Source organism: Yersinia fenwicki (assembly GCF_043099325.1).
GTDB lineage: Bacteria > Pseudomonadota > Gammaproteobacteria > Enterobacterales > Enterobacteriaceae > Yersinia.
In genome coordinates this window covers 3,774,277-3,798,765 of sequence record NZ_CP170755.1, presented here as the reverse complement: position 1 = coordinate 3,798,765, position 24,489 = coordinate 3,774,277, and the positions used below count along the sequence as shown (strand labels likewise).

The following is a 24,489-nucleotide window of genomic DNA, read 5'->3' as shown; positions in this document are numbered from 1 at the left end:
AACTCAGCAGCAGGCTAATTCAAACGATAAACGCGCCGGCACGGTACCATTTTCACTGTCGAGTGGTAAGAAGCGAATTGCATATCGTGTCTTATGGCCGGAAATCTGTGGATATAACTGTGGGTCTAGCGGCAGACGCAATCTCAATAAATCAGCCCCTTCCGCATTGTCTTGGAAGAAACCATTTAAGCTGATTTGTGCTCGCAGAGGCCCAGATTGGCGAATTAAATTTAAAATAATAGTGAGCGACTGATTGAGCGGGGTTAGGCTTTCCAATAATTTGGCAATATGTTGATTACGCTGTTCCTGGGGTTGATGTAGCCAGGTATGCAAAGTGGGTAAGTCGAAACTACAGCAGCCACCAGGGATACTCAGGCGCTGGCGAACAACGCTGATTAAGCGATCTTCTTTTAGCGACTGCCCGATGCGCGGTGCCGACATCAATACTGAAGCCCAGCTTTTTAACTGACTACGCAAGGAGTCCACCAGCGACATATCAACACCGGGTATATCTGCCCATAGTTGTAACTTCTGTTGTTGGCGCTCTAATTCTTTAAGCAGATCAGTACGAACTTCGCCGCGTTCAAGAACATCAATTAAATCAGATGCTGTGCGGAAAAATGTTAATGCACTGGCGATATTATCTAACGTACGCTGGCTTTCTAATTGTTGTAGTAAAAATTCCATTCTTAGCCAGGTACGCATTTTTTCATTGAGCGGATGTTCAAAAAGTATTGTTGAGGTGAGGTCACTCATCTATGTAGATCCTGTTGGGCCGCAGCTGCCAATTTTAAATATTGCTGGTGTAATAAAGTAACTTGCGGGGCGATAACTACGGGATCGCCGCTATTGTCAATAATGTCATCAGCACAGGCTAGCCGCTGTTGTCGCGAAACCTGTGAAGCTAAAATATCTTCTGCCTGTTGGCGGGTAATACCATCTCTCGCGATTGTACGAGCGAGTTGTATTTCAGGTGCCACATCTACCACTAACACACGATTAGCACGGCGATGTAAACCATTTTCAACTAACAAGGGAACAACCCAAAGTACATACGGCTCATCAATATTGGCGAGTTGACTCTGGGTTTCCTGTTGGATCAGTGGATGCAACAATGAATTTAACCACGCTTTTTCCTGCGGCTCACTGAAAATTTTCTCGCGTAATGCTGCACGATTCAATGTGCCATCTGTGTGCAAGATAGTTTCCCCATAACGGGAGGCGATTTCCATTAATGCTGGCATGCCGGGTTCAACTACCTGACGGGCAATAACATCAGCATCAACCAGAGGGACCCCGAGATTGGCGAATGCATTTGCGACTGTGCTTTTACCACTGCCAATTCCACCAGTAAGAGCCACAATATAGGTCATTGCCTAGCCTTGCATACAGTTAGTGAGTAGCCGAATTGTATCTGAAAGCAGGTGCCAAGGCATAGCAAGGCGTGCATTCTGTTTGCGCTACGTAGAAAAATAAGTGAAGTGAGTACGAGGGTAACTGCAGGATTGGGACTCTTCAGGTAATTTGTGGGATTGTAGCGTAAATAAAGGTGGATTCGCAGTCTTGCCGTAGAATTATTCATGCGTATGATAGCTTCACTGGGATGGCGTGATTTACGCCCGATCACATTTTGCGATCTATCGCCAATAACCAGGAATAATTAGCCATGCGTATTGAAGAAGGTTTGAAACTAGGATTTAAAGATGTGTTAATCCGCCCCAAACGTTCAACACTGAAAAGTCGGTCAGAAGTCGAACTGGAGCGCCAGTTTACTTTCAAACATTCAGGTTGGAATTGGTCTGGTGTCCCTATCATCGCTGCTAATATGGATACTGTTGGCACCTTCCGCATGGCAGAAGTTCTGGCCTCATTTGATGTTTTGACCACAGTTCACAAACACTACACTGTTGAGCAGTGGGGCGAATTTGTGAAACGAGTTCCTGAATCAGTCTTACGCCATGTCATGGTCTCTACCGGGACATCCTCTGCTGATTTCGACAAAATGAAACAAATTTTAGCGTTATCACCTGCCTTGAAATTTATCTGTATTGATGTGGCTAACGGTTATTCCGAGCATTTCGTGTCTTTCTTGCAAAAAGCTCGTGAAGCATGCCCAGATAAAGTTATTTGTGCGGGCAATGTTGTGACCGGAGAGATGGTAGAAGAACTTATTCTGTCGGGCGCTGATATTGTTAAAGTTGGGATTGGCCCAGGTTCGGTTTGCACCACTCGCGTGAAAACAGGTGTTGGCTATCCGCAGTTGTCGGCGGTTATCGAGTGCGCTGATGCAGCACACGGTTTGGGCGGGCAGATTGTCAGCGATGGCGGTTGTTCCGTGCCGGGTGATGTTGCAAAAGCTTTCGGTGGTGGTGCTGACTTTGTCATGTTAGGCGGTATGCTGGCTGGGCATGATGAGTGCGAAGGCCGAGTTGTTGAAGAAAATGGCGAGAAGTTTATGCTGTTCTACGGTATGAGTTCAGAGTCAGCCATGAAACGCCATGTAGGTGGTGTTGCTGAATACCGCGCGGCGGAAGGTAAGACGGTTAAATTGCCATTACGCGGCTCCGTTGATAACACCGTTCGCGATATTATGGGCGGTTTGCGTTCCGCTTGTACCTATGTGGGTGCATCGCATTTAAAAGAACTGACTAAACGCACCACTTTTATTCGCGTAGCCGAGCAAGAAAACCGTGTGTTTGGTAGTAACTGATATTAGATTTTCGAGAGTAAGTTGTCCTCTGATAAAGTTAGCAATTATGTGTCTATAATTGATACGAAAAGAGGCGCAGTTCAACGCCTCTTTTCAATAAAATCCCACCGGATAGCCCCCTCTAATAACATCATTTATCCTATGACATCACCTAACTGAAATATCGGTAAATACATCGCGATCACTAAAATCCCCACGATACTGCCAATAATTAGCATCAAAAGTGGCTCCAGCATTTGAGTTAGATTGTCTGCCAAATCCTGTGTTTGCTGTTGGTGCCAACGGGCCAATTTATCTAAGAGTACATCCAACGCACCTGACTCCTCACCCACACGAACCATCTGTTGGCATAAGGGTGGAAATAGCGGGTGCTGGGAGAGAGTCATATAGAGTGGAACCCCTTGGTTGATCTGTTTTTGAATGACCCTCAATGCTTGCTGGTAGGTGTCGTTATTAATCGAGCGAAGTGCTGCATCTAACCCGGTAGTCAGTGGTAGCCCTGCATGCTGAGTGATCGCCAGTGTTTGAAAAATTTGACTGAGACAATTGCCACGTATCAATGCTGATATTAATGGAATACGTAATAAAAGCTTTTGCTCCAATTGTTGGTAATAAGTTCGATGTCGCCGTAAGTAGAAATAGCCAATAAAAAGTGATGTTAATAATGCGGCGAGGTATGGCCCATAAGCTGTAAGGTATGCAGATATTAATAGCAGCATAGCAGTCAGCGCGGGTAATGTTGTGTCGAATGATTGGTATATTTGTGCGAATTCAGGTAGTACCAAAACAAGCATAACGATGCTGACAATCAGCGCAATAACACAGACAAATACCGGATATTTAAGTGCCTTAATCACTTTTTTTTGCAGTTTTTGTTGCCGTTCCTGGTGTAGGACTAATTGTACGCAGCACTGCTCAAGATTACCCGTCAACTCTCCCATTGCAATCACGGGGGGATATAGTTGAGGGAAAGTATGGGGATAACGCGTCATTGCCTCCGAGAATGATTGTCCTTGAGAGACCTGCTGGCTTATCTCTTGTAATAAACATTGCCAAGGTAAGGCATCTATTTCTTTTGCCAACAATTGCAAGCTACTAACGAGAGGTAAGCCAGCTTGCAATAACGTTGCTAATTGGCGAGTCACAGTAATAAGGCGTTCTCCTCGCCAATAGCGTATTGACAGCCGTCTCCCACCTCTAACATCGAGTGGCTGTAACCCATGGTGCAGCATATGTTCATAAACAATATTTCTGTCCGTTGTTAATAACGCGCCTGTTTGTAATTGCCCTTCGGTATTAATGGCTTTCCAGTAAAATAAACGCTGATAGCTCACTGTGTTGCCTCAGTTTCAGCCAGGGAACCAACCACACGATTTATTTCACTGAGAGTGGTAATACCTTTTTCGACCAATACCAAACCAGCTGAAAGTAATGTGATTTGCTTTTGCTCCTGTGCAATTTGGGTGAGTTCTGCTGGGCTGAGATTATTGAGTAAAGCTTGTTGGATTGGCGGTGTGACATTTAACATTTCGTAAATACCCGTTCGACCATAATAACCGGCACAACATTGTTCGCAGCCGACAGCAAGATAATGTTGCAATGGGCTAGCCCATACTTTTGGTAACGCGTGGAAAGGCGTGGGTGATAGCTGACGGCAGTGTAGACATAACCTTCGTACTAATCGTTGGGCAATGACTAGTATTAGGCTGGAGGCTATCAAGTGACGCTCTACCCCCATTTGAGTCAGTCGTACCAATGTTTCAGCCGTGGAGTTTGTATGTAACGTAGAGAGAACCAAGTGCCCTGTTAGCGCTGCTTTAACTGCTATTTCTGCAGTTTCATTATCACGAATCTCACCGAGCATAATGACATCAGGATCCTGACGTAGCATGGCACGCAATACATTAGAGAAATCTAGCCCAATTTTACTGTTGGTCTGTGTTTGATTTATACCGTCAACCTGGATCTCAATAGGATCTTCAACACTACAGATGTTTATTTGTCCCTGATTGAGCTGCTCCAGGCTGCAATAGAGAGTTACTGTCTTACCACTTCCTGTTGGCCCAGTAACCAGAACCAACCCCTGCGGCGCAGATAGCGCTTGAGTTAATTGTTGGTGGGCCACTGTTGTAAGCCCCAGCTTTTCCAGAGTAGGCTGCTGCTTCATATTAAGAATCCGTAGCACGACTTTTTCACCATATTGCACCGGGAGGGTCGCTATTCTCATTGAGTAGCGGATACCGTCTAATACAAGAGCTAGCTGACCATCTTGCGCTAGCCGTTTTTCCGCAATATTCAGTTTAGACATAACCTTCAGGCAACTACTAATACGACGTGATAATTCAACTTTAGGCGATGGAGATTCATGTAATACACCATCAATTCTTAGACGAATGCGGTAGTGATATTGATAAGGTTCAAAATGGATATCTGATGCGCGTTTCTGAATCGCCAATCTGAGTGTCTGAGTTATAAATTGAATAACAGGTGTATCGTTTTCATTATCAAGTAATGTGTCATCGGCCTCCTCTGTGGGTAAGTTAGTTTTTAAGTGCTCTTGCGTTGATGGGCTCAAATTGAGCGATTGTTCAATTCGGGCCTCCGGCCAGCATTCCACCTTGATTTTCCGGCCACAAGCGAAACGTAGTGCAGTTAACAGTGCCTCATTGACAGGATGAGGTGAAGCTATGGTTAGGTTTTTACCATCGAGTTTTAAGGCTATAGATCTATAGCGGCGGCAGATGGTATGTAACTCATTGTTTATTATTTCGTTTGGACGCTCTATAAATTCGGTCATTTAATTACGGCCTTATCATTAAAGCGGAACACAGCTTTACAGTTGTCAGTTATGCTGCTGTCTGTTGCGGTGCAGGTTCTTGTCCAGATGACATTTCCGCTGTCATTTATTGTTGGCGACATAGCCAGAGTCAGATTGGCAAGTGTTTGTCGGCCTGTGAGCGTAATGACTCCATTATTTATAGTTGTCGCACTGACATAGTGTGATGCTCCCCCTCTTGGTATACCTTGCTTTCCGCCATCACAGCTATCAAGACTGGCATGTTCTAGAGCGCAAAGCTCTACCGCCATTTTGTAAGGAACTATGGCTTGTAACATATCGGTGAGCGCTGCTTTTTGGATGTAGCGTTGATAGGACGGAATACCAACACCACTTAGAACTGCAATGATGGCAATCGCAACCATCAATTCAATTAATGTAAAACCTTGTTGATTAGTCATTTGACACTCTCCATGTGTGTGAGAAAACATGGGCAGAGTGCGCTTTTTAAATGGGTGCTAACAAGAGGGATCAGAGCGATTTGCGAAGACTACTGCTGGATATTTATGTTCTTACAATAGCATCACAGATAACTTCGGCGGTGCTCGCAAAAAAGAGTAAGAGTCTGTTTTTGAGATCCATCCGCCGAAAATAATTTGATAGGATTATTTAAAACGCATAGAAAGATCCAAGGCAGTAATATGTTTAGTCAGCGCCCCGACTGAAATATAATCAATACCTGTTTCAGCATAGCTACGAAGTGTTTCCAGTGTGACGTTGCCCGAAACCTCCAGTTGTGCGCTGCTCTGGGTTTTGGCAAGTTCATCGCGTATATTTACCGCTTCACGCATCATTGGAATAGTGAAGTTATCGAGCATGATGATATCAGCACCCGCTTCCAGGGCTTGCTGTAGTTCATCAAGGGATTCAACTTCAACTTCCACAGGGACATCGGCATGTATCCAAAATGCTTTTGCAACCGCTTCTTTAATCGAACCGGCAGCAATAATATGATTTTCCTTAATGAGGAAAGCATCAGATAAACCAAGCCGATGGTTATTACCACCACCACAGAGGACTGCGTATTTCAACGCCGTACGTAACCCCGGCACTGTTTTTCGTGTATCAAGTAATTGGGTATGTAACCCAGAGAGTGTGGCTACATAGCGGCTCACTTCAGTTGCTACGCCTGATAAAGTTTGTAGGAAGTTAAGTGCGGTACGTTCACCTGTCAGTAAAATACGGGCAGGGCCAGTCAAATGGCAAAGAACCTCACCTGGGGCCAGTTTGTCTCCATCGTTAACTTCCCAAGTTACTGATACTTGGGCGCCAAGTTGAATAAACACTTCATTCAACCATCGCTGACCACAAAAAACACCGGCTTCACGAGTAATGATAGTTGCCTCTGCCGGCTTATCTGCTGACAGTAATTGTGCAGTGAGATCACGGTCGGCGTTGACTTCACCGCCAAGGTCTTCACTCAAAGCTTGGGCAACAGTGGAGGGTATATCGCGTTGAATTCGTTCCAATAGCTCGGCGCGGCGGCTGTCGGCATTATAGCTGCGGGTCGGCATAGAAAACTCCGAAATGGCGGATAGATAGTTGTCCAAACATGCTACTCTGTTGCTGGTAGAAGTGCCATAAAAGAGCCGGTTGAAGTGTACTATTTAGGTGAGGGGACTTAGGTAAACTATGCAGTTAGAAAATAACTGGCAGTTAGAAAATGGCTGGATTTCTGGGGTAAAACGGGTCGTTTCCCCCCACTTCGATCAGCGGGCAGAGGGTGAAGATCCTTCTCTGCTGGTGATCCATAATATCAGTTTGCCTCCAGGTGAGTTTGGCGGTCCGTATATCGATCAGCTATTTACTGGCACCCTCGATGCTGATGAGCATCCTTATTTTGCCGATATTGTTCACCTGCGAGTGTCAGCTCATTGCCTAATCCGCCGAGATGGTGAAATTATTCAATATGTTCCATTTGATAAACGAGCCTGGCATGCCGGAGTCTCAATTTTTGCCGGGCGTGAGCGGTGTAACGATTTTTCTATTGGGATCGAGTTGGAAGGCACGGATGTGTTACCGTTTACGGTCGCACAATATCGCAGCTTATCTGAGCTTAGCGCACTGCTATTTGCCTCTTATCCGATAACTGCAGAACGGGTTGTTGGCCACAGTGACATTGCGCCGGGTCGTAAAACAGATCCAGGCCCTGCTTTTGACTGGGCTTTGTATCGACAGAGTTTAGCGAAGTTACCTTTACCATCGTAATACGGAAGCCATGCAGTATTAACCAGAGGTTCATGGTCGAGCACCTATAGCTTGTTACCTTGCCTGATATTGTCGTTTATGCATGCCGGGAGGCATATGCCCTGTTTGTGGGCGGGTTAAGTACAAAGGGAGAGTAAGAGCTAATGACACTGTTTACGCTGTTGCTGGTGCTAGCATGGGAGCGCTTGTTTAAACTGGGCGAACATTGGCAGCTAGATCATCGCCTTGAAGTGGTATTTACGCGTTTACGCCACTTTTCGTTGGTACAAACAATTTTACTGACCGCCGTGTGGATGGTTCTGGTATGGCTAGTTTTGCGGCTAGTGCAAAACATCATGTTTGGTTTGCCTCTTTTGCTTCTCTGGATACTAATTTGCCTGCTGTGTATTGGTGCGGGTGGAATACGTAAACATTATCGAGCTTATTTGAAAGCTGCACGTCAGGGCGATGCTCATGCTACTGATAAGATGGCTGAGGAGTTGGCACTTATTCATGGCTTACCGATGGATAGTGGTGAAAAAGCCCGGTTGGAGTCTCTGCAAAATGCATTGTTATGGATAAACTTCCGTTACTATTTAGCGCCGATCTTCTGGTTCGTCGTTTGTGTTAGCTATGGCCCAGTGGCATTAGCAGGGTATGCGATGTTACGCGGGTATCAAACTTGGTTGGCGCGTCATCACACTCCTTTACAGCGCTCACAATCGGGCATTGATCGTATTTTGCATTGGCTTGACTGGATACCGGTGCGGTTAGTCGGGGTTGCCTATGCATTATTGGGACATGGGGAAAGAGCCTTACCCGCCTGGTTTGCTTCATTGGGTGACTTTCGTTCTTCTCAGTACCAAGTGTTAACCCAACTGGCGCAATATTCGTTGGCGCGAGAGCCTCATTTAGATCCGGTACAGACACCCAGATCTGCGGTCTCTTTAGCGCGAAAAGTCACGGTGACCGTCATTGTGGTGGTGGCGTTATTAACGATTTACGGCGCGTTAGTTTAGTCAATAGCGTGTTAGTTGTGTGAACCGGCTGATAATGATTTATCAGCCATCTTTAATATGATTTTCTATTAGGAATTCTTTCTACTTTATCTTACCAATGAAAAGGTCAATTCTAATTAATTAATTTATTATTACATATCAGGGCATTATGTTTTTCTGGTGCTTTTCGATGCGATTGTAAATCTGACTTTTTCTCTGGCTGAGTGATATTTTATTTTTTTTGGAATTACTCTGATTTTAAATAAAAAACGATATTTTTATTATTTATTATTGGTTCGATTTAATTCCAAGCTATTCCTTTTTATTATTTCACCATTCGCCATATTATCCACCTGATCAATTTCTATTGGCCTCTTTATCCATGCATGGCTAAACCTCTTTTCATATGTATTTATATTTTAAATCCATTTTGAATTAATGCGTGTTTGATTATGCCAATAACAAATCAGGAATTTTATAATGGGTTCAATTTTTAAAGGCATAGAACGTTATTTAGGCAATGGTTTTCTTAAGAAAGCCATTGCCTATTCGCAAATAATTTTACAAATATTATTAAGTACACTTCCACTGTATTCGGTGAGTTTCAGTACCCAGGCGAACAGTGATGATATGCCGAAAAAAGCAGTGCTTTTTAAGCAACTTCATACTCTCACCCCAACTGACACACTTGAGTCGGTTGCCGCAAGCTATGGCTTATCTATTGATGAGCTTTGGGCGTTAAATATTAATTTATATAACAACCGCAGTGCGTTTGAAGCAGTCAAATACGGTGCGGTGGTTTATGTTCCTAATCAGGAAGAACAGCAACAAGCTACCCAGCAAGCCTCTTTAGTTGCTTCTCATTTGTCACAGGTAGGGAACTCGCTAAGTAGTGAGAGCCGTGTCGATGCATTCTCTCGTTTAGCTAAGGGGATATTGTTATCGTCTACAGCGAAAACGGTTGAGGAATGGTTAGGTCATATCGGTCAGGCTCAGGTTAAATTGCAGGCTGACGATAAGAATGATTTCAATGGGTCAGAACTGGATTTATTTATCCCACTCGATGACCAGCCAGATAGGTTGGCATTCAGCCAGTTTGGTTTTCGTCGTATTGATCAACGCAATATTATGAATATCGGGTTGGGGCAACGTCATTATGTGTCTGACTGGATGTTCGGCTATAACATTTTCTTTGATCAACAAATATCTGGCAATGGTCACCGGCGGCTAGGGTTGGGCGGTGAATTGGCACGGGATTATATTAAGCTGTCAGCCAATAGTTACCACCGTTTGGGTGGATGGAAAAATTCCGCTCGACTTGAAGATTATGACGAACGTGCGGCTAATGGTTACGACATTCGTACCGAAGCCTATTTACCTCATTACCCGCAGTTAGGCGGGAAGTTAATGTATGAGCAATACTTCGGCGATGAAGTCGCCTTGTTTGGTATTAACGAACGCCAGAAAAACCCATCGGCATTAACTGCTGGTGTCAGCTATACCCCTATTCCACTGGTGAGTTTAGGTCTTGACCACACTATTGGTAATGGCGGTAAAACGAAAACTGGAGTGAATGTTGCCGTTAATTACGAAATTAATACCCCTTGGCAGCAGCAGATAGATCCCACAGCGGTGCAAGCGACGCGGACTCTCGCGGGTAGCCGCATGGATCTGGTCGATCGTAATAACAATATCGTGCTGGAATACCGCAAGCAGCAGGTAGTGACATTAAATTTACCTGACAAAATCAGTGGGAAAGAAACACAAGTCTTACCGGTAAATTATACCTTTAATGCTCGTCATGGTTTGGATCGTATCGAGTGGGATGCCGCTGATGTGATTCTGGCTGGGGGGCAAGTTAGCGATTTGGGTAATTTGGCCTATCATGTCGCTTTGCCACCGTATATTGACGGTGCGGTGAATGCTTATGTATTAAGCGGCCGTGCGGTGGATAAAAAAGGGAATTACTCTACTTCCAGCTCCACCAATATTTACGTTACCGGCGTCAATATTAATAGTGTAAATAGTATTTCTTCATTGACGCCATCTACACTGCCAGCCAATACGACCAGCCGTTCGATACTCCAGTTAGCGTTAAAGACCGATGCCAGCAAGACTGTAGGTGGTGAAGCGCGCAACATCACGTTTGCGGTGCGCGACGTCACGGGCAATGTTCCTCGCGCCAGAAGTTTCACTCCGGTAGTGATAGGTGAAGCACAGGAGATTCAGCCCGGTGTTTATGAAACTACTGTGACCAGCGGTAGCGCGGTTGGGCGTTTTGAAATTACGCCAACGGTGCGTGGGGTTCAGTTGAATCCAATTATTCTCACCCAAACTGCTGATGCCACTACTGCGACAATTAATAGCAGCGCATCTGTTTCTATTTCTACTCCATCAATTACTGCGAATTCTACCGATAAAACCAAGCTTGAAGTACAGGTGACTGACGCATTGGGTCATCCGGTGCCGGGCGTCGAAGTCAAGTGGGTTAGCGATTTAAATTCGCCGGGCCTTGAGCACGTTACCAGTATTACTAACGAGCACGGTATTGCAGAAAACAATTTCAGCTCAATTGTTACTGGAACTGCCAATATTACGGTGCAGGTAGGTACTGAAGCCCCTATTCAAGCGGGTGCGATTGAAATAAAGGCAGATAACAGCACCATGACGGTGAAAGCCAGTGACTTTACTGTCACGACTACTACCGCTCAAGTGGTCGCTAATGGTAAAGATACAACCGTTTATAAAGTGAAGGTTACAGACAAGCAGGGCAATATCGTCCCTGGTGCAGCTGTGGAATGGTCGAGCAATATTGGCTCCTTTGTTCAGGGCAGCACCACTACCACCACCGATGCTAATGGGGAAACCTCTATTGAGTTCGTAAGCACCAAGGCAGAAACGGCCAAAGTGACGGCGACTGTCGGTGGCAAGCCTTATAATGCAGGCGAGGTGGTCTTTATTGCTGATCGTCAAAGCGGCAAGATTACGCTACTTCCTGTAAGCAAAAACAGTGCTGCGGCCAATGGCACAGACAGCATTACTCTCAATGCCAAAATTATCGATGCCAACGGCAACCCGATTAAAAATGAAAATATCATTTGGACTACACCCAATCATAAGGTCACTTTCGCTCCCGTAACGGGAACGACCCAAACCAATGATTTGGGTGAAACGCAGATTACCCTTACCAGCACTGATGTGGGTGATATCACCATTAATGCGCAGGTAGTGAAAGGTGATTTGGCGCTTAATCTGGCAACCGAAAAGCTGAGTTTCACCTCAGATGCTGTGACGGCCAAAATAGCTGACTGGTTAGCACCGACTGATACCAAATTGGTTGCTGATGGTCAGGCGCAGGTGACTTACAAAGTTGTAGTGAAAGACAGCAACGGCCATGTTGTGGCGAATAGTCAGGTTCTTTGGGAAACCAATCTGGGCGAATTTACTCCGGCGCAGGCTACCACTGTAATGACTACTACCAACAGTCAGGGTGAAGCGACTATAGATCTTGTCAGTATTAAGGCGGGTTCTGCCACAGTTAAAGCATCTGTTAATGGCAATCAAAGTACATCGCCTGCCAAAGTTGAGTTTATTGCTAACAGCAACAGCGCAACAATCGCCTTAGCACCAATGACTCAGCGTGATTTCGTTGCTAATGATAAAGACAAGGTGACTTACAGCGTTACCGTCGTTGATGCCAGCAACAATCCAGTGACAGCTGAAAATATTACCTGGAAAGATGAGAACGGGCATCCGGTCAGTATTGATAATCCGACGAGTAAGACAGATAGCGCCGGTAAGTCAACGGTCAATATTACGTCCAAGAAAGCGGGCACGGCAAAAATCAGCGCAACCCTTGCCAATGCTGCCAAGGATATTGCATTACCGATTACCTTTAATGCCGATCGCCAAACTGCGAAGATCGAGAGTGTAGTTGTGTCTGGTAGCAAAGTGACCGCACCTGATGGTTCCAGCTCGATCAGTTATGTGACGACAGTTAAAGATGCTAATGGTAACCCGGTTAGCGGAATGATTCTAAGCTGGGGCAGCAATATCAATAATGTTGCCACTCCATCAACTACCACCGATGCTAACGGCGAGAGTATTCAAACCATCACCGGCACACAAGCGGGTAAAGTTGACCTTTCTGTCCAGTTAACCTCCGGCAATAATGCCAGCACACCGGTGAAAAATAGTAACGAGGCAGAGTTTGTCGCGGTAACACCGGTGATGACCAATGCGGATTTGTTGTTACAACCGAATATGATCATTGCTGATGGTAAGCAAAACGCCACGTTGAAATTTACGTTGCGTGATGCCAACCACAACCCGGTTTCGGGTCAAGAGAACAAAATTGAGGTCACTCAGTCAGTCGCCAGCCATGTCACCGTTGGCGCTATCACTGAATCAGCAGTAAAAGGAGTTTATCAAGCCACTATCACCGGAACCAAAGAAGGTACGGTGGATTTAACTGCCACAGTTAAAGGTAGCAATGTGAGTAAAACACAGAAGCTATCCTTACAAGCGGATAATAAAACCGCCACGTTGAAGACGGTCACATCGAATATCAAAACCGCTAAAGCTGACGGCAAGGAGAGTATTACTTATACCGCCACCGTGGTAGATGCTCAAGGTAACCCGAGTCTGGCTAATGTTTCAGTGGGTTGGAGAACCAACTTAGGTGAGTTGGCTGCAATGAGCAAAACTAATGCGTCGGGCGAAGCAACCGTCACTCTGACCAGCAAACAAGCCGGTAGCGCGACAGTTACTGCGATTGTCAGCAGCAGCAGTCAGATGGACGCGCTACTGGTGACCTTCACCGCCGGTGAGATTGTTATCGCACAATCATCCGCGAGTGTATCGGCGGCAAATCTGGTGGCTGATGGTACTATCACCACCACTCTGACAGTTAAGGTCAATGATGCGAATGGCAACCCATTAACCGGTCAAAGCGGGAAAATTAGCGCCAATGCACTTGGTTTAGCGGGGATATCGGTTGGTCAATTTACTGAAGTGTCGGATGGCGTCTATACCGCAACCATTAGCGGGACTACAGCCGGTGAGGGTGAAATTGTCACGACACTTGATGGCAAAGAGTTAGCTAAACAGAAGTTGAAAGTCACGGCTGATGTACGCACTGCCAAGATTGCAGCAGTGAAGCCATTGCAATCCGGGTCTGTTGCTGTAGGTGATAAAGTCACTTATCAGGCGACCATCAAAGATGCGCACGATAACCTGCTGGGAGCCGATATTCCGGTGCATTGGTCAGTTAACCGCGACACGCTGATGAGTGGCAACTTGATTAGCTTAACCAACAGTGCGGGGGTGGCAGAAGTCGAAATTAGCCGTGATATGGAAGGTGATGCGCTGGTTACGGCGGCGGTAGGCAAGAACAGTTTGCCGGCCACTGCAGTTAAATTTATCAGTGGCGGGGTGGACATCAACAAATCCACTGTGGCGTTACTGACGCAACAAATAACCGCCAATGGGCTAGATATTGCCACCGTGCAGGTTGATATTGCAGACAGCAAAGGTAACCCGTTACCTAATCTGGCAAGTCAGATAACCACCTCACCCAAGCATGGGGAAAATGGTCTGGAAATCAACACCAAAGCTAACTTATCGGGCGGCTATTTGGTGACGATTAAAGGCACTCAGGCCGGTAAATATCCTGTTACTGTCTCTGTTAATGGCAAACCTTTACCAAATGTAGTTGATGTGGCGCTGGTGGGGGATAGAACAACGGCTAAATTAGCCGCGGTTGGCTCAGACAAAACGGCGTTTAAAGCCAATAACACAGATCAAGTGACCTATACTGCCAAGGTAGTGGATGACAATAATAATCTGTTGGATAACTTCCCGGTTGCATGGCGTTTGGCGCAGGGCGAAGGTCAGTATCAGGGCCTGAGCTATACCAATAACTCCGGGGTTGCTGAAACCAAATTGAGTGCCAGTCGTTTGGGCCAATATAAAATGGAGGCACAGGTTCGCCAACAGGTTAAAGCAGCAGCGGATGTTAGCGGCACAGCAGGGGATGTCGAACCTGGTCAGTCTGATTTTGTGGTGGATGTCGCCAGCATTGATGCCAGCGGCAACACTAAAGCGAAGTTAACCGCCACGTTGAAAGATAAATTTGGCAATTTATTGGCAGGCCAACAGGTTAAGCTAACAGACAGTAATAAACTGACCGGTATAAAACTCAGTGCTAATCCAATGACGGATAATGGCGATGGGACTTACAGCACTGAAGTAACATCAACCACTAAAGGAAATACCCAATTTATTGCCAGTATTAACGGCATAGATTTGACTCAGCAGCCACAACTGCTGGTAGGGAATATTATTCCGCAGTTGAGTTTTGCTAACCAAAATGTCGCAGTGACCTATACCAGTAAGAAATTAGCAGCCCAACCGCTGAAAACTTCACTGAATACAGGATTAAAAGCGAATTGGAGCAGCGATAATTCAGATGTGGCGAAAGTGGACGCGGCCAGTGGTGAAATTACAGTACTTAAAGCTGGCGTGGTGAATATTTCAGCGGTAACACTGCCAAATGAAACCTATGCGATGGGAACGGCCAGTTATCAGCTTGAAGTTGAGCGGGCTGACCCTAAACTGAAATTCCAGCAGCCGATACAAACTAATAAATGGGGTGAAATAATTGCTGCACATCAACCCGTTGCAGATAATGCTGATGCAGATATTGCTAAATTAACCTTAAATTGGGCAATTGATAATAGTGCAGTAGCAACAATTGATTCCGGTAAAGGTGAGATCACCACCAAGAAACCTGATACCACTCAAGTTACGGTGAAATCTGCGCAAGATGATCGTTTCAAGGCTGGCACTGCCACTTATGCGCTGGTTGTAGAAAAGAAATCATTCCCGATTATTTTTAATAGCTCTACGATTCAATCAAAAATTACTGATAGTGTTTCACTGCAATCACCAAAAGGCACTCCAATCCCTAATCTCGAGTGGTCATCTTCAGATAGTAATGTTCTTACGGTGAATCAGAATGGAAGCATTTTAAAAGTAAAAAAACCAGGGCGAGTAGAGCTAACCGCTAAGGTTGCGGGAAGTGACTATTATCTGGCGAGTAGCGAGAGTTATGCACAGGAAATTTATGGTAAGCCTGAAGTGAAAATTGATTCAACCGACTCTGTTAGCAAATCGTCATCTAATATCGACTCCAATAGTTGGAACCTGACATTTGTTGGCGATAAACTGATTCTTAAATGGTCAAATGTTCATTCAGATTTTTATCGAAAACCTAATGATGTTTCGGTTGAAATATATGATGTAGGTAATAGGAAAGAACTAGAAACTCGTCATAGTGTTGGCGATATAGTTGAAGTTGCCGCCAACAAAGATTGGATAGGGAAAACTGTTAAGTTTATTATTAAACCAAAAGGATTTAATAATATTGAAGGCACGTATTCCCATAGTAGAGAAATTAAAATCGGTTCACTGAGGCCCCATGAAATCTGGTCTGATGCTCAGTTGACGAATTATATAGAAATAAGAACAGCAGGGAAGCCGTCATCTAATGGTTTATGTGGTTTCTATATGAATCCAAATATATATAAGGTGAATTTAGAGGTTCATTTTAAGGCGGACTTGGGTAGAAATAAACTGCTGTGGCCTATGGAATACGCAATTTATGATGGTGACAAGCTCATAGATCAAGATACTTCAGATGAGAAAATCGCTATTTTGGGGAATAGGGAGCTAAATAATAATTGTAACTATAGTTCTGATGGAACGGTTAAGCCGCACGTGATTGTTAATTATCTTGGTGCTAATTTTGATTACAAGCACAAAAATGAGGAAGTTTATTGGCGAGGTGCTCTAAAAGGAGGGGGAGCTAATGACAAACATCCTAATGTGCATACACAATTAATTAGCACAAAGAGTGAGTTAAAATTATAATTTAGTCTTCAGAAGTAAAAAGGCAGTGAGTACTCTGCCTTTTTACTGCTTACTATATTGTATTTTTTTAGTTCTTATTCATATCCCCATTGCTAAACCCCAACATCAACTACTCCAAAATTGAAATCCCCATCAGGATTTCGCTCTTTGGCTGCGATTTTTCAATATATAACCCACCGCCAGCACCAACACCCATACCGGAATCAGTAATACCGAAATCTGAATACCCGGTGTCAGATACATAATCACCAAAATTCCGCTCAGAAACAGCAAGCACAGGTAGTTACTAAACGGATACCAGAATGCTTTGAATTGCGGGATAACGCCCTGACGGTTTTTCGCTGCACGGAACTTAAGGTGTGCCAGGCTAATCATCGCCCAGTTGATCACCAGTGCGGATACCACTAATGCCATCAGCAATTCAAAAGCGCGGCCCGGAATCAAATAGTTAATCAGCACGCAGAAAGCGGTGGCGAAGGCAGAAACCGCAATGGCAATAACCGGTACGCCGCGACCATCGACTTTCAACAGCATTTTCGGGCCATTACCTTGCTTGGCTAAACCGAACAACATGCGGCTGTTACAGTAAACACAACTGTTGTAGACCGATAATGCTGCGGTCAATACCACGACGTTCAATACCGTTGCCACCACATTACTGTTCAATGCATGGAAAATCAGCACAAACGGGCTGCCACCTTCCACCACTTTGCCCCACGGGTAAAGTGACAACAAAATTGCCAGAGAACCGATATAGAACAACAGGATACGATAGATAACCTGATTAGTTGCTTTCGGGATACTCTTGGCTGGGTCTTCTGCTTCTGCTGCGGTGATGCCGACTAACTCAAGCCCACCGAAGGAGAACATAATCACCGCCATTGCCATCACTAACCCCATGATTCCATTTGGGAAAAATCCGCCCTGAGCCCATAGGTTGGTGACAGTGGCTTCCGGGCCACCCTGGCCGCTTAGCAATAACCAGCCGCCAAATAGAATCATCGCAATAATGGCGACCACTTTAATGATGGCAAACCAGAATTCCATCTCGCCATATACTTTCACGTTAGCCAGATTGATGGCATTAATCGCGAGGAAGAATACCGCGGCAGAGACCCATGTTGGGATCTCCGGCCACCAATATTGCACATAAATACCGACGGCGGTGAGTTCCGCCATGGCGACTAACACGTACAGCACCCAGTAGTTCCAGCCAGAAGCAAAACCAGCAAAATTGCCCCAGTATTTATAAGCAAAGTGACTAAACGAACCCGCAACCGGCTCCTCAACCACCATTTCCCCTAACTGGCGCATAATCAGAAACGCGATAAAACCGCCAATCGCATACCCCAGTAACACTGAAGGCCCCGCCATTTTAATGGTCTGCGCGATGCCGAGAAACAGCCCCGTACCAATAGCACCACCTAAGGCAATAAGCTGAATGTGACGGTTTTTAAGCCCCCGCTTTAGCTCCGCACCTTCCTGTTGAATACTCATTATTGCATCCTCTGTCGTTGTCACTATTCACCGGCAAAATGGTTGCCGCGTGCTATGCGTAAGATTTTGATTACATTATTTGTATTATTATGTTTACGGGTGCTTTTTTCAGAATTTACTCTATTGGCTACCCTTTAAAAGAGAATAGTGGTAGGTGAAAATTATTGCATCTGCTTTTTATTCTATTCGATGAATTTTTCAGCAAAATGCCAATAAAAATGTTGGTGGATGATCAAGCTGTTGTTTGCAGGAAAAGCAGGAATCGACCTTTTTTGCGCAAAAAGTTATCAGTTGGCCATTTTTATAATGGTCATACCAGTTATTGGGGAAAGGAAAGAGAAAATACAGACATTTCTTGAATGTGGTTGAATTTAAATTCATATAAATAGGATTTAAATTCATAAATAAAATAACTATAACGCTTCAGCTTGCCTAAATATCCGTTTCACAAAAGTTAAAACTCTCGGGTGTCAGGTAATGGTAATACCAACGCCACGTTATCACTTTGCATCGCGCTGTCAGTAAAGTTGTTAAAATGTGCTGGGTTTCATGATTTTGGTCAAGCTCCGTATGGACAGGTAGTGAATACTTTGTTACTTTATCGTCACGTTTTTGAAATTGGTATTACCAATTGACTCCGCACTACTCGCAGAGACGATTCACTCAATACGGCTTACAACAAATTATGGCCTACAACAAAATACGCCAACCCAAATTATCAGATGTTATCGAGCAGCAGCTTGAATACCTGATTTTGGAAGGGACGCTACGCCCAGGTGAGAAATTGCTGCCTGAGCGCGAGTTGGCGAAACAATTTGATGTTTCCCGGCCTTCTCTGCGAGAAGCAATCCAGCGCTTGGAAGCCAAGGGGCTGTTATTGCGCCGTCAGGGGGGGGGTACTTTCGTGCAAACCAATCTGTGGCAAAGCTTTAGCGATCCGCTGGCTGAACTTCTGGCCGATCATCCAGAATCACAATTCGACTTGTTAGAAACCCGTCATGCTCTCGAAGGTGTCGCTGCCTATTATGCTGCACTGCGCGGTACTGATGAAGATCTACAACGCATTCGTGATTGCCATACTGCGATTCAACAAGCACAGGATAGCGGCGATTTGGATGCCGAGGCTGATGCTGTTATGCAGTATCAAGTGGCGGTCACCGAGGCAGCACATAATGTAGTGTTACTGCATTTACTGCGTTGCATGGGGCCAATGCTGGAACAAAACGTTAAACAAAACTTTGAATTGCTTTACTCGCGCCGCGAAATGTTGGCAACGGTGAGCAGTCACCGCGCCGGGATTTTTGAGGCGATTGTGGCTCGTGAGCCAGAGAAAGCTCGCGAGGCTTCACATCGTCACTTGGCGTTTATCGAGGAAATTCTGTTGGACCTCAGTCGGGAGCACAGTCGCCGTGAGCGATCTTTGCGTCGGCTCCAGCAGCGCAAGGACTAAGAGCTTATCCTGCATTTGGGTCGGTTCTATATGCTTATTTTGAGCACGAAACGCGGCAACTAAACTGATGGGCCTATCTTCCGGTGTTTTCACCAGGGCACGTGCTTTAGCCTGGGGTTAAAGCACAGGAAGATAGGCTCCAAATAAACCATTAGAAACAGATAAGGAATACCACCATGTCAGAACGTTTAAATAATGACGTGGATCCGATCGAAACCCGCGACTGGCTACAGGCGATCGAATCGGTCATCCGTGAAGAGGGTGTTGAGCGTGCTCAGTATCTGATTGATCAGGTTTTGGGCGAAGCCCGTAAAGGTGGTGTGAGTGTTGCAGCTGGTTCAGCCAGCCGTGATTACATCAATACTATCCCGGTAGAAGACGAACCGGCTTATCCTGGCAACCTGGAGCTGGAGCGTCGTATTCGTTCCGCGATCCGTTGGAATGCCGTGATGACCGTGTTGCGTGCATCGAAGAAAGACCTGGATTTGGGCGGCCATATGGCATCCTTCCAGTCTTCCGCTACCTTCTACGAGGTTTGCTTCAACCACTTCTTCCGTGCTCGTAACCAAAAAGACGGCGGCGATCTGGTTTACTTCCAGGGGCACATCTCTCCGGGCGTTTACGCACGTGCCTTCCTTGAAGGTCGCTTGACTCAAGAACAGATGGATAACTTCCGTCAGGAAGTTGACGGTAAAGGTTTGTCTTCTTACCCGCACCCGAAACTGATGCCTGAATTCTGGCAGTTCCCGACTGTCTCTATGGGCCTTGGCCCAATCAGTGCAATCTATCAGGCCAAGTTCCTGAAATACCTGTCTCACCGTGGTCTGAAAGACACTTCAGCACAGACCGTATACGCCTTCTTGGGCGACGGCGAGATGGATGAGCCAGAATCCAAAGGTGCGATCACCATCGCGACCCGTGAAAAACTGGATAACCTGGTCTTCGTTATCAACTGTAACTTGCAACGCCTTGATGGCCCGGTTACGGGTAATGGCAAAATCATTAATGAGCTGGAAGGTATCTTCAGTGGTGCTGGCTGGCAAGTTCTGAAAGTGATTTGGGGTGGTCGTTGGGATGAGCTGCTGCGTAAAGATACCAGCGGTAAACTGATCCAACTGATGAACGAAACGCTGGATGGCGACTACCAAACCTTCAAATCTAAAGACGGCGCTTATGTGCGTGAACACTTCTTTGGCCGTTTCCCAGAAACTGCTGCATTAGTGAAAGACATGAGCGACGACGAGATCTGGTCTCTGAACCGTGGTGGTCATGATCCGAAGAAAGTCTTTGCTGCACTGAAAAAAGCACAAGAAACTACTGGCAAACCAACTGTTATCCTGGCCCATACCATTAAAGGTTACGGCATGGGCGAAACAGCTGAAGGTAAAAACATCGCCCACCAGGTGAAGAAAATGAACATGGAAGGGGTTCACCACTTCCGCGATCGTTTCAACGTACCTGTTGCTGATGCTGATATCGAAAAACTGCCATACATTACCTTCGAGAAAGATTCCGAAGAGTACAAGTATCTGCACGAACGTCGTCAAGCGCTGGAAGGCTATGTGCCAACCCGTATGCCTAAGTTCACTGAAAAGCTGGAAATGCCAGCATTGTCAGATTTCAGCTCCTTGCTGGAAGAGCAGAACAAAGAAATTTCCACTACTATCGCTTTCGTACGTGCGTTGAACGTGATGCTGAAGAACAAGTCTATCAAAGACCGCATTGTTCCAATCATCGCCGACGAAGCGCGTACCTTCGGTATGGAAGGTCTGTTCCGTCAGATTGGTATTTACAGCCCGAATGGTCAGCAGTACACCCCACAAGACCGTGAACAGGTTGCTTACTATAAAGAAGACGAAAAAGGTCAGATCCTGCAAGAAGGGATCAACGAACTGGGTGCGGCTTCTTCCTGGCTGGCTGCTGCGACTTCATACAGCACCAACGACTTGCCAATGATCCCGTTCTATATCTACTACTCCATGTTTGGTTTCCAACGTATTGGCGATCTGTGCTGGGCAGCGGGTGACCAACAGGCACGTGGCTTCTTGATCGGTGGTACTTCAGGTCGTACGACGCTGAACGGTGAAGGTCTGCAACATGAAGATGGTCACAGCCATATTCAGTCACTGACTATCCCGAACTGTATCTCTTACGATCCGGCTTATGCGTATGAAGTTGCTGTCATCATGCATGATGGCCTGGTGCGTATGTACGGTGACGCGCAAGAAAATATCTATTACTACCTGACCACGCTGAACGAAAACTACCATATGCCAGCCATGCCACAGGGCGCAGAAGAAGGTATCCGTAAAGGTATCTACAAGCTGGAAACTCTGGAAGGTAAGAACGGTAAAGTACAGCTGCTGGGTTCAGGTTCGATCCTGCGTCATGTGCGTGAAGCCGCTCAGATTCTGGCTAACGACTACGGCGTAGGTTCTGACACCTACAGCGTAACTTCCTTCACCGAACTGGCACGTGACGGGCAGGACTGTGAGCGTTGGAATATGTTGCACCCAACTGAAACTCCACGTGTGCCATACATCGCTCAGGTGATGAATGAAGCACCAGCGGTAGCGTCTACCGACTACATGAAACTGTTTGCCGAGCAGGTTCGTACTTTCGTACCCGCTAGCGATTATCGCGTACTGGGTACTGATGGCTTCGGTCGTTCAGACAGCCGCGAAAACCTGCGTCACCACTTCGAAGTTGATGCTTCATACGTGGTGGTTGCTGCTCTGGGTGAACTGGCTAAACGCGGTGAAATTGAAGCTTCTGTGGTCGCTGATGCGATTAAGAAATTCAACATCAACCCAGAAAAAGTTAACCCGCGTCTGGCTTAAGAGGTACTGAATAATGTCTATCGAAATCAAAGTACCGGACATCGGTGCAGATGAAGTTGAAGTCACCGAAATTATGGTGAAAGTGGGTGATACCGTTGAAGCGGAGCAATCACTTATCACTGTTGAAGGTGATAAAGCTTCTATGGAAGTCCCTTCACCACAGGCAGGTGTTGTTAAAGAAATCAAAATTGCGGTTGGCGATACTGTTGCAACCGGCAAACTGATGATGATCTTCGAAGCAACAGGTGCCGCTGCGGCACCTGCTAAAGCGGAAGAGAAATCAGCGGCTCCTGCTGCGGCAGCGGCGCCTGCAGCATCGGCTGTCAAAAATGTTGAAGTACCAGATATCGGCGGTGATGAAGTTGAAGTCACTGAAGTGATGGTCAAAGTGGGCGACACTGTTGCCGCTGAACAATCTCTTATCACTGTAGAGGGCGATAAAGCTTCTATGGAAGTGCCTGCGCCATTCGCCGGTACGGTTAAAGAGATCAAAATCAGCACTGGCGATAAAGTCAGCACTGGCTCTCTGATTATGGTATTTGAAGTGGCAGGTGTTGCGGCACCTGCAGCGGCAACTGAGTCAGCTCCGGCGGCTCCTGCTGCACCGGCGGCCTCTGCTGCAAAAAATGTTGAAGTACCAGACATCGGTGGTGATGAAGTTGAAGTCACAGAAGTGATGGTGAAAGTGGGTGATAAAGTTGCCGCTGAACAATCACTGATTACCGTTGAAGGTGATAAAGCTTCGATGGAAGTTCCGGCACCATTTGCGGGCATCGTGACAGAGATCAAAATTAACACCGGCGACAAAGTGAAAACCGGTTCTCTGATCATGGTGTTTGAAGTGGAAGGCGCGGCACCTGCTGCTGCACCAGCCCAGCAAGCCGCACCTGCTGCAGCACCGGCCAAAGCCGCTAGTGCACCGGCACCTGCTGTCAGCAAAGGCGAATTCGCTGAGAATGATGCTTACGTGCATGCAACGCCAGTTATCCGTCGTTTAGCCCGTGAATTTGGCGTGAATCTGGCAAAAGTGAAAGGTACTGGTCGTAAAGGCCGTATCCTGCGCGAAGACGTTCAGGCTTATGTGAAAGATGCGGTCAAACGTGCTGAAGCAGCACCAGCGGGGGCTACCGGTGGTGGTCTACCAGGCATGCTGCCTTGGCCGAAAGTTGATTTCAGCAAGTTCGGCGAAATCGAAGAAGTGGAATTGGGTCGTATCCAGAAAATCTCTGGTGCTAACCTGAGCCGCAACTGGGTCATGATCCCACATGTAACTCACTTCGACAAAACCGATATCACCGATCTGGAAGCGTTCCGTAAGCTGCAGAACGAGGACGCTGCTAAGCGTAAGCTGGACGTGAAGTTCACCCCAGTGGTGTTCATCATGAAAGCTGTTGCTGCTGCTCTCGAGCAAATGCCACGTTTCAACAGCTCACTGTCCGAAGATGGTCAGAAGCTGACGCTGAAAAAGTATATTAACATCGGTGTTGCGGTAGATACGCCAAATGGCCTGGTCGTTCCGGTATTCAAGGATGTGAACAAGAAAAGTATCACTGAACTGTCTCGTGAACTGATGGCTATCTCCAAGAAAGCGCGTGATGGCAAGCTGACAGCTGGCGAAATGCAGGGCGGTTGCTTCACCATCTCCAGCTTGGGCGGTATCGGAACAACTCACTTCGCGCCGATTGTTAACGCGCCGGAAGTGGCTATTCTGGGTGTCTCCAAGTCTGCGATAGAGCCAGTTTGGAACGGTAAAGAGTTCCAACCGCGTCTGATGATGCCAATGTCGCTCTCCTTCGACCACCGTGTGATTGACGGTGCTGATGGTGCGCGCTTTATCACCATCATCAACAACATGCTGGCCGACATTCGCCGTCTGGTTATGTAATCGTCAAGGCCGGCTTAGCGCCGGCCTTGTTGCTATTACAGACAGACAAAAGACAGTTATGAACCGGCTTTGTCGGCTTGTTACATAAGTCGACAAGGTTGTTGAGACACTCGTCACGCGATGCGGCTTTTCAGATTATTAACAATTCTGTAAA

14 protein-coding genes are annotated in these 24,489 nt (G+C 46.2%); 7 read left to right on the top strand and 7 right to left on the bottom strand.

Annotated elements, in window-relative coordinates:
- Nucleotides 1-3 precede the first annotated feature (3 nt).
- Together zapD and coaE are read right to left on the bottom strand one after the other, a co-directional pair.
- Entirely contained in the window at nucleotides 4-756 is a 753-nt protein-coding gene (zapD, locus tag ACF3VQ_RS17280; RefSeq protein WP_392432292.1) for a cell division protein ZapD, read from the bottom strand.
- Nucleotides 753-1,373: a dephospho-CoA kinase gene (gene coaE / locus ACF3VQ_RS17275; RefSeq protein WP_392432291.1), complete on the bottom strand. Its 621-nt coding sequence runs from the start codon at nucleotides 1,371-1,373 to the stop codon at nucleotides 753-755. Before coaE ends, zapD begins: the two co-directional genes overlap by 4 nt.
- 293 nt (nucleotides 1,374-1,666) lie before the next feature.
- Between coaE and ACF3VQ_RS17270 the strand changes: the two genes are divergently transcribed.
- The gene (locus ACF3VQ_RS17270; RefSeq protein WP_392432290.1) at nucleotides 1,667-2,710 is read left to right on the top strand and encodes a GMP reductase; all 1,044 of its coding nucleotides are present in this window, start codon (nucleotides 1,667-1,669) and stop codon (nucleotides 2,708-2,710) included.
- Between the two features lie 134 nt (nucleotides 2,711-2,844).
- Here ACF3VQ_RS17270 and hofC read toward each other — a convergent pair whose 3' ends face one another.
- The 4 genes from hofC to nadC all read right to left on the bottom strand — a co-directional run bounded on the left by hofC (nucleotide 2,845) and on the right by nadC (nucleotide 7,060).
- The gene (gene hofC, locus ACF3VQ_RS17265) at nucleotides 2,845-4,044 is read right to left on the bottom strand and encodes a protein transport protein HofC (protein ID WP_392432289.1); all 1,200 of its coding nucleotides are present in this window, start codon (nucleotides 4,042-4,044) and stop codon (nucleotides 2,845-2,847) included.
- Entirely contained in the window at nucleotides 4,041-5,507 is a 1,467-nt protein-coding gene (gspE, locus tag ACF3VQ_RS17260; RefSeq protein WP_392432288.1) for a type II secretion system protein GspE, read from the bottom strand. Before gspE ends, hofC begins: the two co-directional genes overlap by 4 nt.
- Nucleotides 5,504-5,947, bottom strand: a complete 444-nt coding sequence (gene ppdD, locus ACF3VQ_RS17255) for a prepilin peptidase-dependent pilin (RefSeq protein WP_392432287.1) — start codon at nucleotides 5,945-5,947, stop codon at nucleotides 5,504-5,506. Before ppdD ends, gspE begins: the two co-directional genes overlap by 4 nt.
- A gap of 204 nt (nucleotides 5,948-6,151) precedes the next feature.
- A complete protein-coding gene (gene nadC / locus ACF3VQ_RS17250; protein WP_392432286.1) occupies nucleotides 6,152-7,060 on the bottom strand; it encodes a carboxylating nicotinate-nucleotide diphosphorylase in 909 nt (302 codons plus the stop codon).
- Between the two features lie 118 nt (nucleotides 7,061-7,178).
- Between nadC and ampD the strand changes: the two genes are divergently transcribed.
- From ampD to ACF3VQ_RS17235, 3 genes are all read left to right on the top strand, one after another.
- Entirely contained in the window at nucleotides 7,179-7,754 is a 576-nt protein-coding gene (gene ampD / locus ACF3VQ_RS17245; protein WP_392432285.1) for a 1,6-anhydro-N-acetylmuramyl-L-alanine amidase AmpD, read from the top strand.
- Between the two features lie 143 nt (nucleotides 7,755-7,897).
- Nucleotides 7,898-8,752 carry a beta-lactamase regulator AmpE gene (ampE, locus tag ACF3VQ_RS17240; protein WP_392432284.1) on the top strand — a complete coding sequence of 285 codons (855 nt, stop codon included), beginning with the start codon at nucleotides 7,898-7,900 and terminating at the stop codon, nucleotides 8,750-8,752.
- A 459-nt stretch (nucleotides 8,753-9,211) separates the two neighbouring features.
- Nucleotides 9,212-16,663 (top strand): Ig-like domain-containing protein, encoded by a 7,452-nt coding sequence (locus ACF3VQ_RS17235; protein WP_392432283.1) that lies wholly within the window; start codon nucleotides 9,212-9,214, stop codon nucleotides 16,661-16,663.
- Between the two features lie 132 nt (nucleotides 16,664-16,795).
- Here the strand turns inward: ACF3VQ_RS17235 and ACF3VQ_RS17230 are convergent, their stop codons facing one another.
- Nucleotides 16,796-18,160: an amino acid permease gene (locus ACF3VQ_RS17230; protein ID WP_392432282.1), complete on the bottom strand. Its 1,365-nt coding sequence runs from the start codon at nucleotides 18,158-18,160 to the stop codon at nucleotides 16,796-16,798.
- 685 nt (nucleotides 18,161-18,845) lie between these two features.
- On the opposite strand from ACF3VQ_RS17230, the gene pdhR reads away from it, so the two are divergent.
- From pdhR to aceF, 3 genes are all read left to right on the top strand, one after another.
- Entirely contained in the window at nucleotides 18,846-19,610 is a 765-nt protein-coding gene (pdhR, locus tag ACF3VQ_RS17225) for a pyruvate dehydrogenase complex transcriptional repressor PdhR (protein ID WP_392432281.1), read from the top strand.
- A gap of 176 nt (nucleotides 19,611-19,786) precedes the next feature.
- A complete protein-coding gene (gene aceE, locus ACF3VQ_RS17220) occupies nucleotides 19,787-22,450 on the top strand; it encodes a pyruvate dehydrogenase (acetyl-transferring), homodimeric type (protein WP_019080494.1) in 2,664 nt (887 codons plus the stop codon).
- Between the two features lie 13 nt (nucleotides 22,451-22,463).
- The gene (gene aceF / locus ACF3VQ_RS17215) at nucleotides 22,464-24,335 is read left to right on the top strand and encodes a pyruvate dehydrogenase complex dihydrolipoyllysine-residue acetyltransferase (protein ID WP_392432280.1); all 1,872 of its coding nucleotides are present in this window, start codon (nucleotides 22,464-22,466) and stop codon (nucleotides 24,333-24,335) included.
- The last annotated feature ends 154 nt before the right edge of the window (nucleotides 24,336-24,489 follow it).

Coding starts and splice junctions, on each gene's coding strand:
- zapD (WP_392432292.1), bottom strand. CDS start 756: ATGAGTGACCTCACCTCAACAATACTTTTTGAACATCCGCTCAATGAA.
- coaE (WP_392432291.1), bottom strand. CDS start 1,373: ATGACCTATATTGTGGCTCTTACTGGTGGAATTGGCAGTGGTAAAAGC.
- ACF3VQ_RS17270 (WP_392432290.1), top strand. CDS start 1,667: ATGCGTATTGAAGAAGGTTTGAAACTAGGATTTAAAGATGTGTTAATC.
- gspE (WP_392432288.1), bottom strand. CDS start 5,507: ATGACCGAATTTATAGAGCGTCCAAACGAAATAATAAACAATGAGTTA.
- ppdD (WP_392432287.1), bottom strand. CDS start 5,947: ATGACTAATCAACAAGGTTTTACATTAATTGAATTGATGGTTGCGATT.
- nadC (WP_392432286.1), bottom strand. CDS start 7,060: ATGCCGACCCGCAGCTATAATGCCGACAGCCGCCGCGCCGAGCTATTG.
- ampD (WP_392432285.1), top strand. CDS start 7,179: ATGCAGTTAGAAAATAACTGGCAGTTAGAAAATGGCTGGATTTCTGGG.
- ampE (WP_392432284.1), top strand. CDS start 7,898: ATGACACTGTTTACGCTGTTGCTGGTGCTAGCATGGGAGCGCTTGTTT.
- ACF3VQ_RS17235 (WP_392432283.1), top strand. CDS start 9,212: ATGGGTTCAATTTTTAAAGGCATAGAACGTTATTTAGGCAATGGTTTT.
- ACF3VQ_RS17230 (WP_392432282.1), bottom strand. CDS start 18,160: ATGAGTATTCAACAGGAAGGTGCGGAGCTAAAGCGGGGGCTTAAAAAC.
- pdhR (WP_392432281.1), top strand. CDS start 18,846: ATGGCCTACAACAAAATACGCCAACCCAAATTATCAGATGTTATCGAG.
- aceE (WP_019080494.1), top strand. CDS start 19,787: ATGTCAGAACGTTTAAATAATGACGTGGATCCGATCGAAACCCGCGAC.
- aceF (WP_392432280.1), top strand. CDS start 22,464: ATGTCTATCGAAATCAAAGTACCGGACATCGGTGCAGATGAAGTTGAA.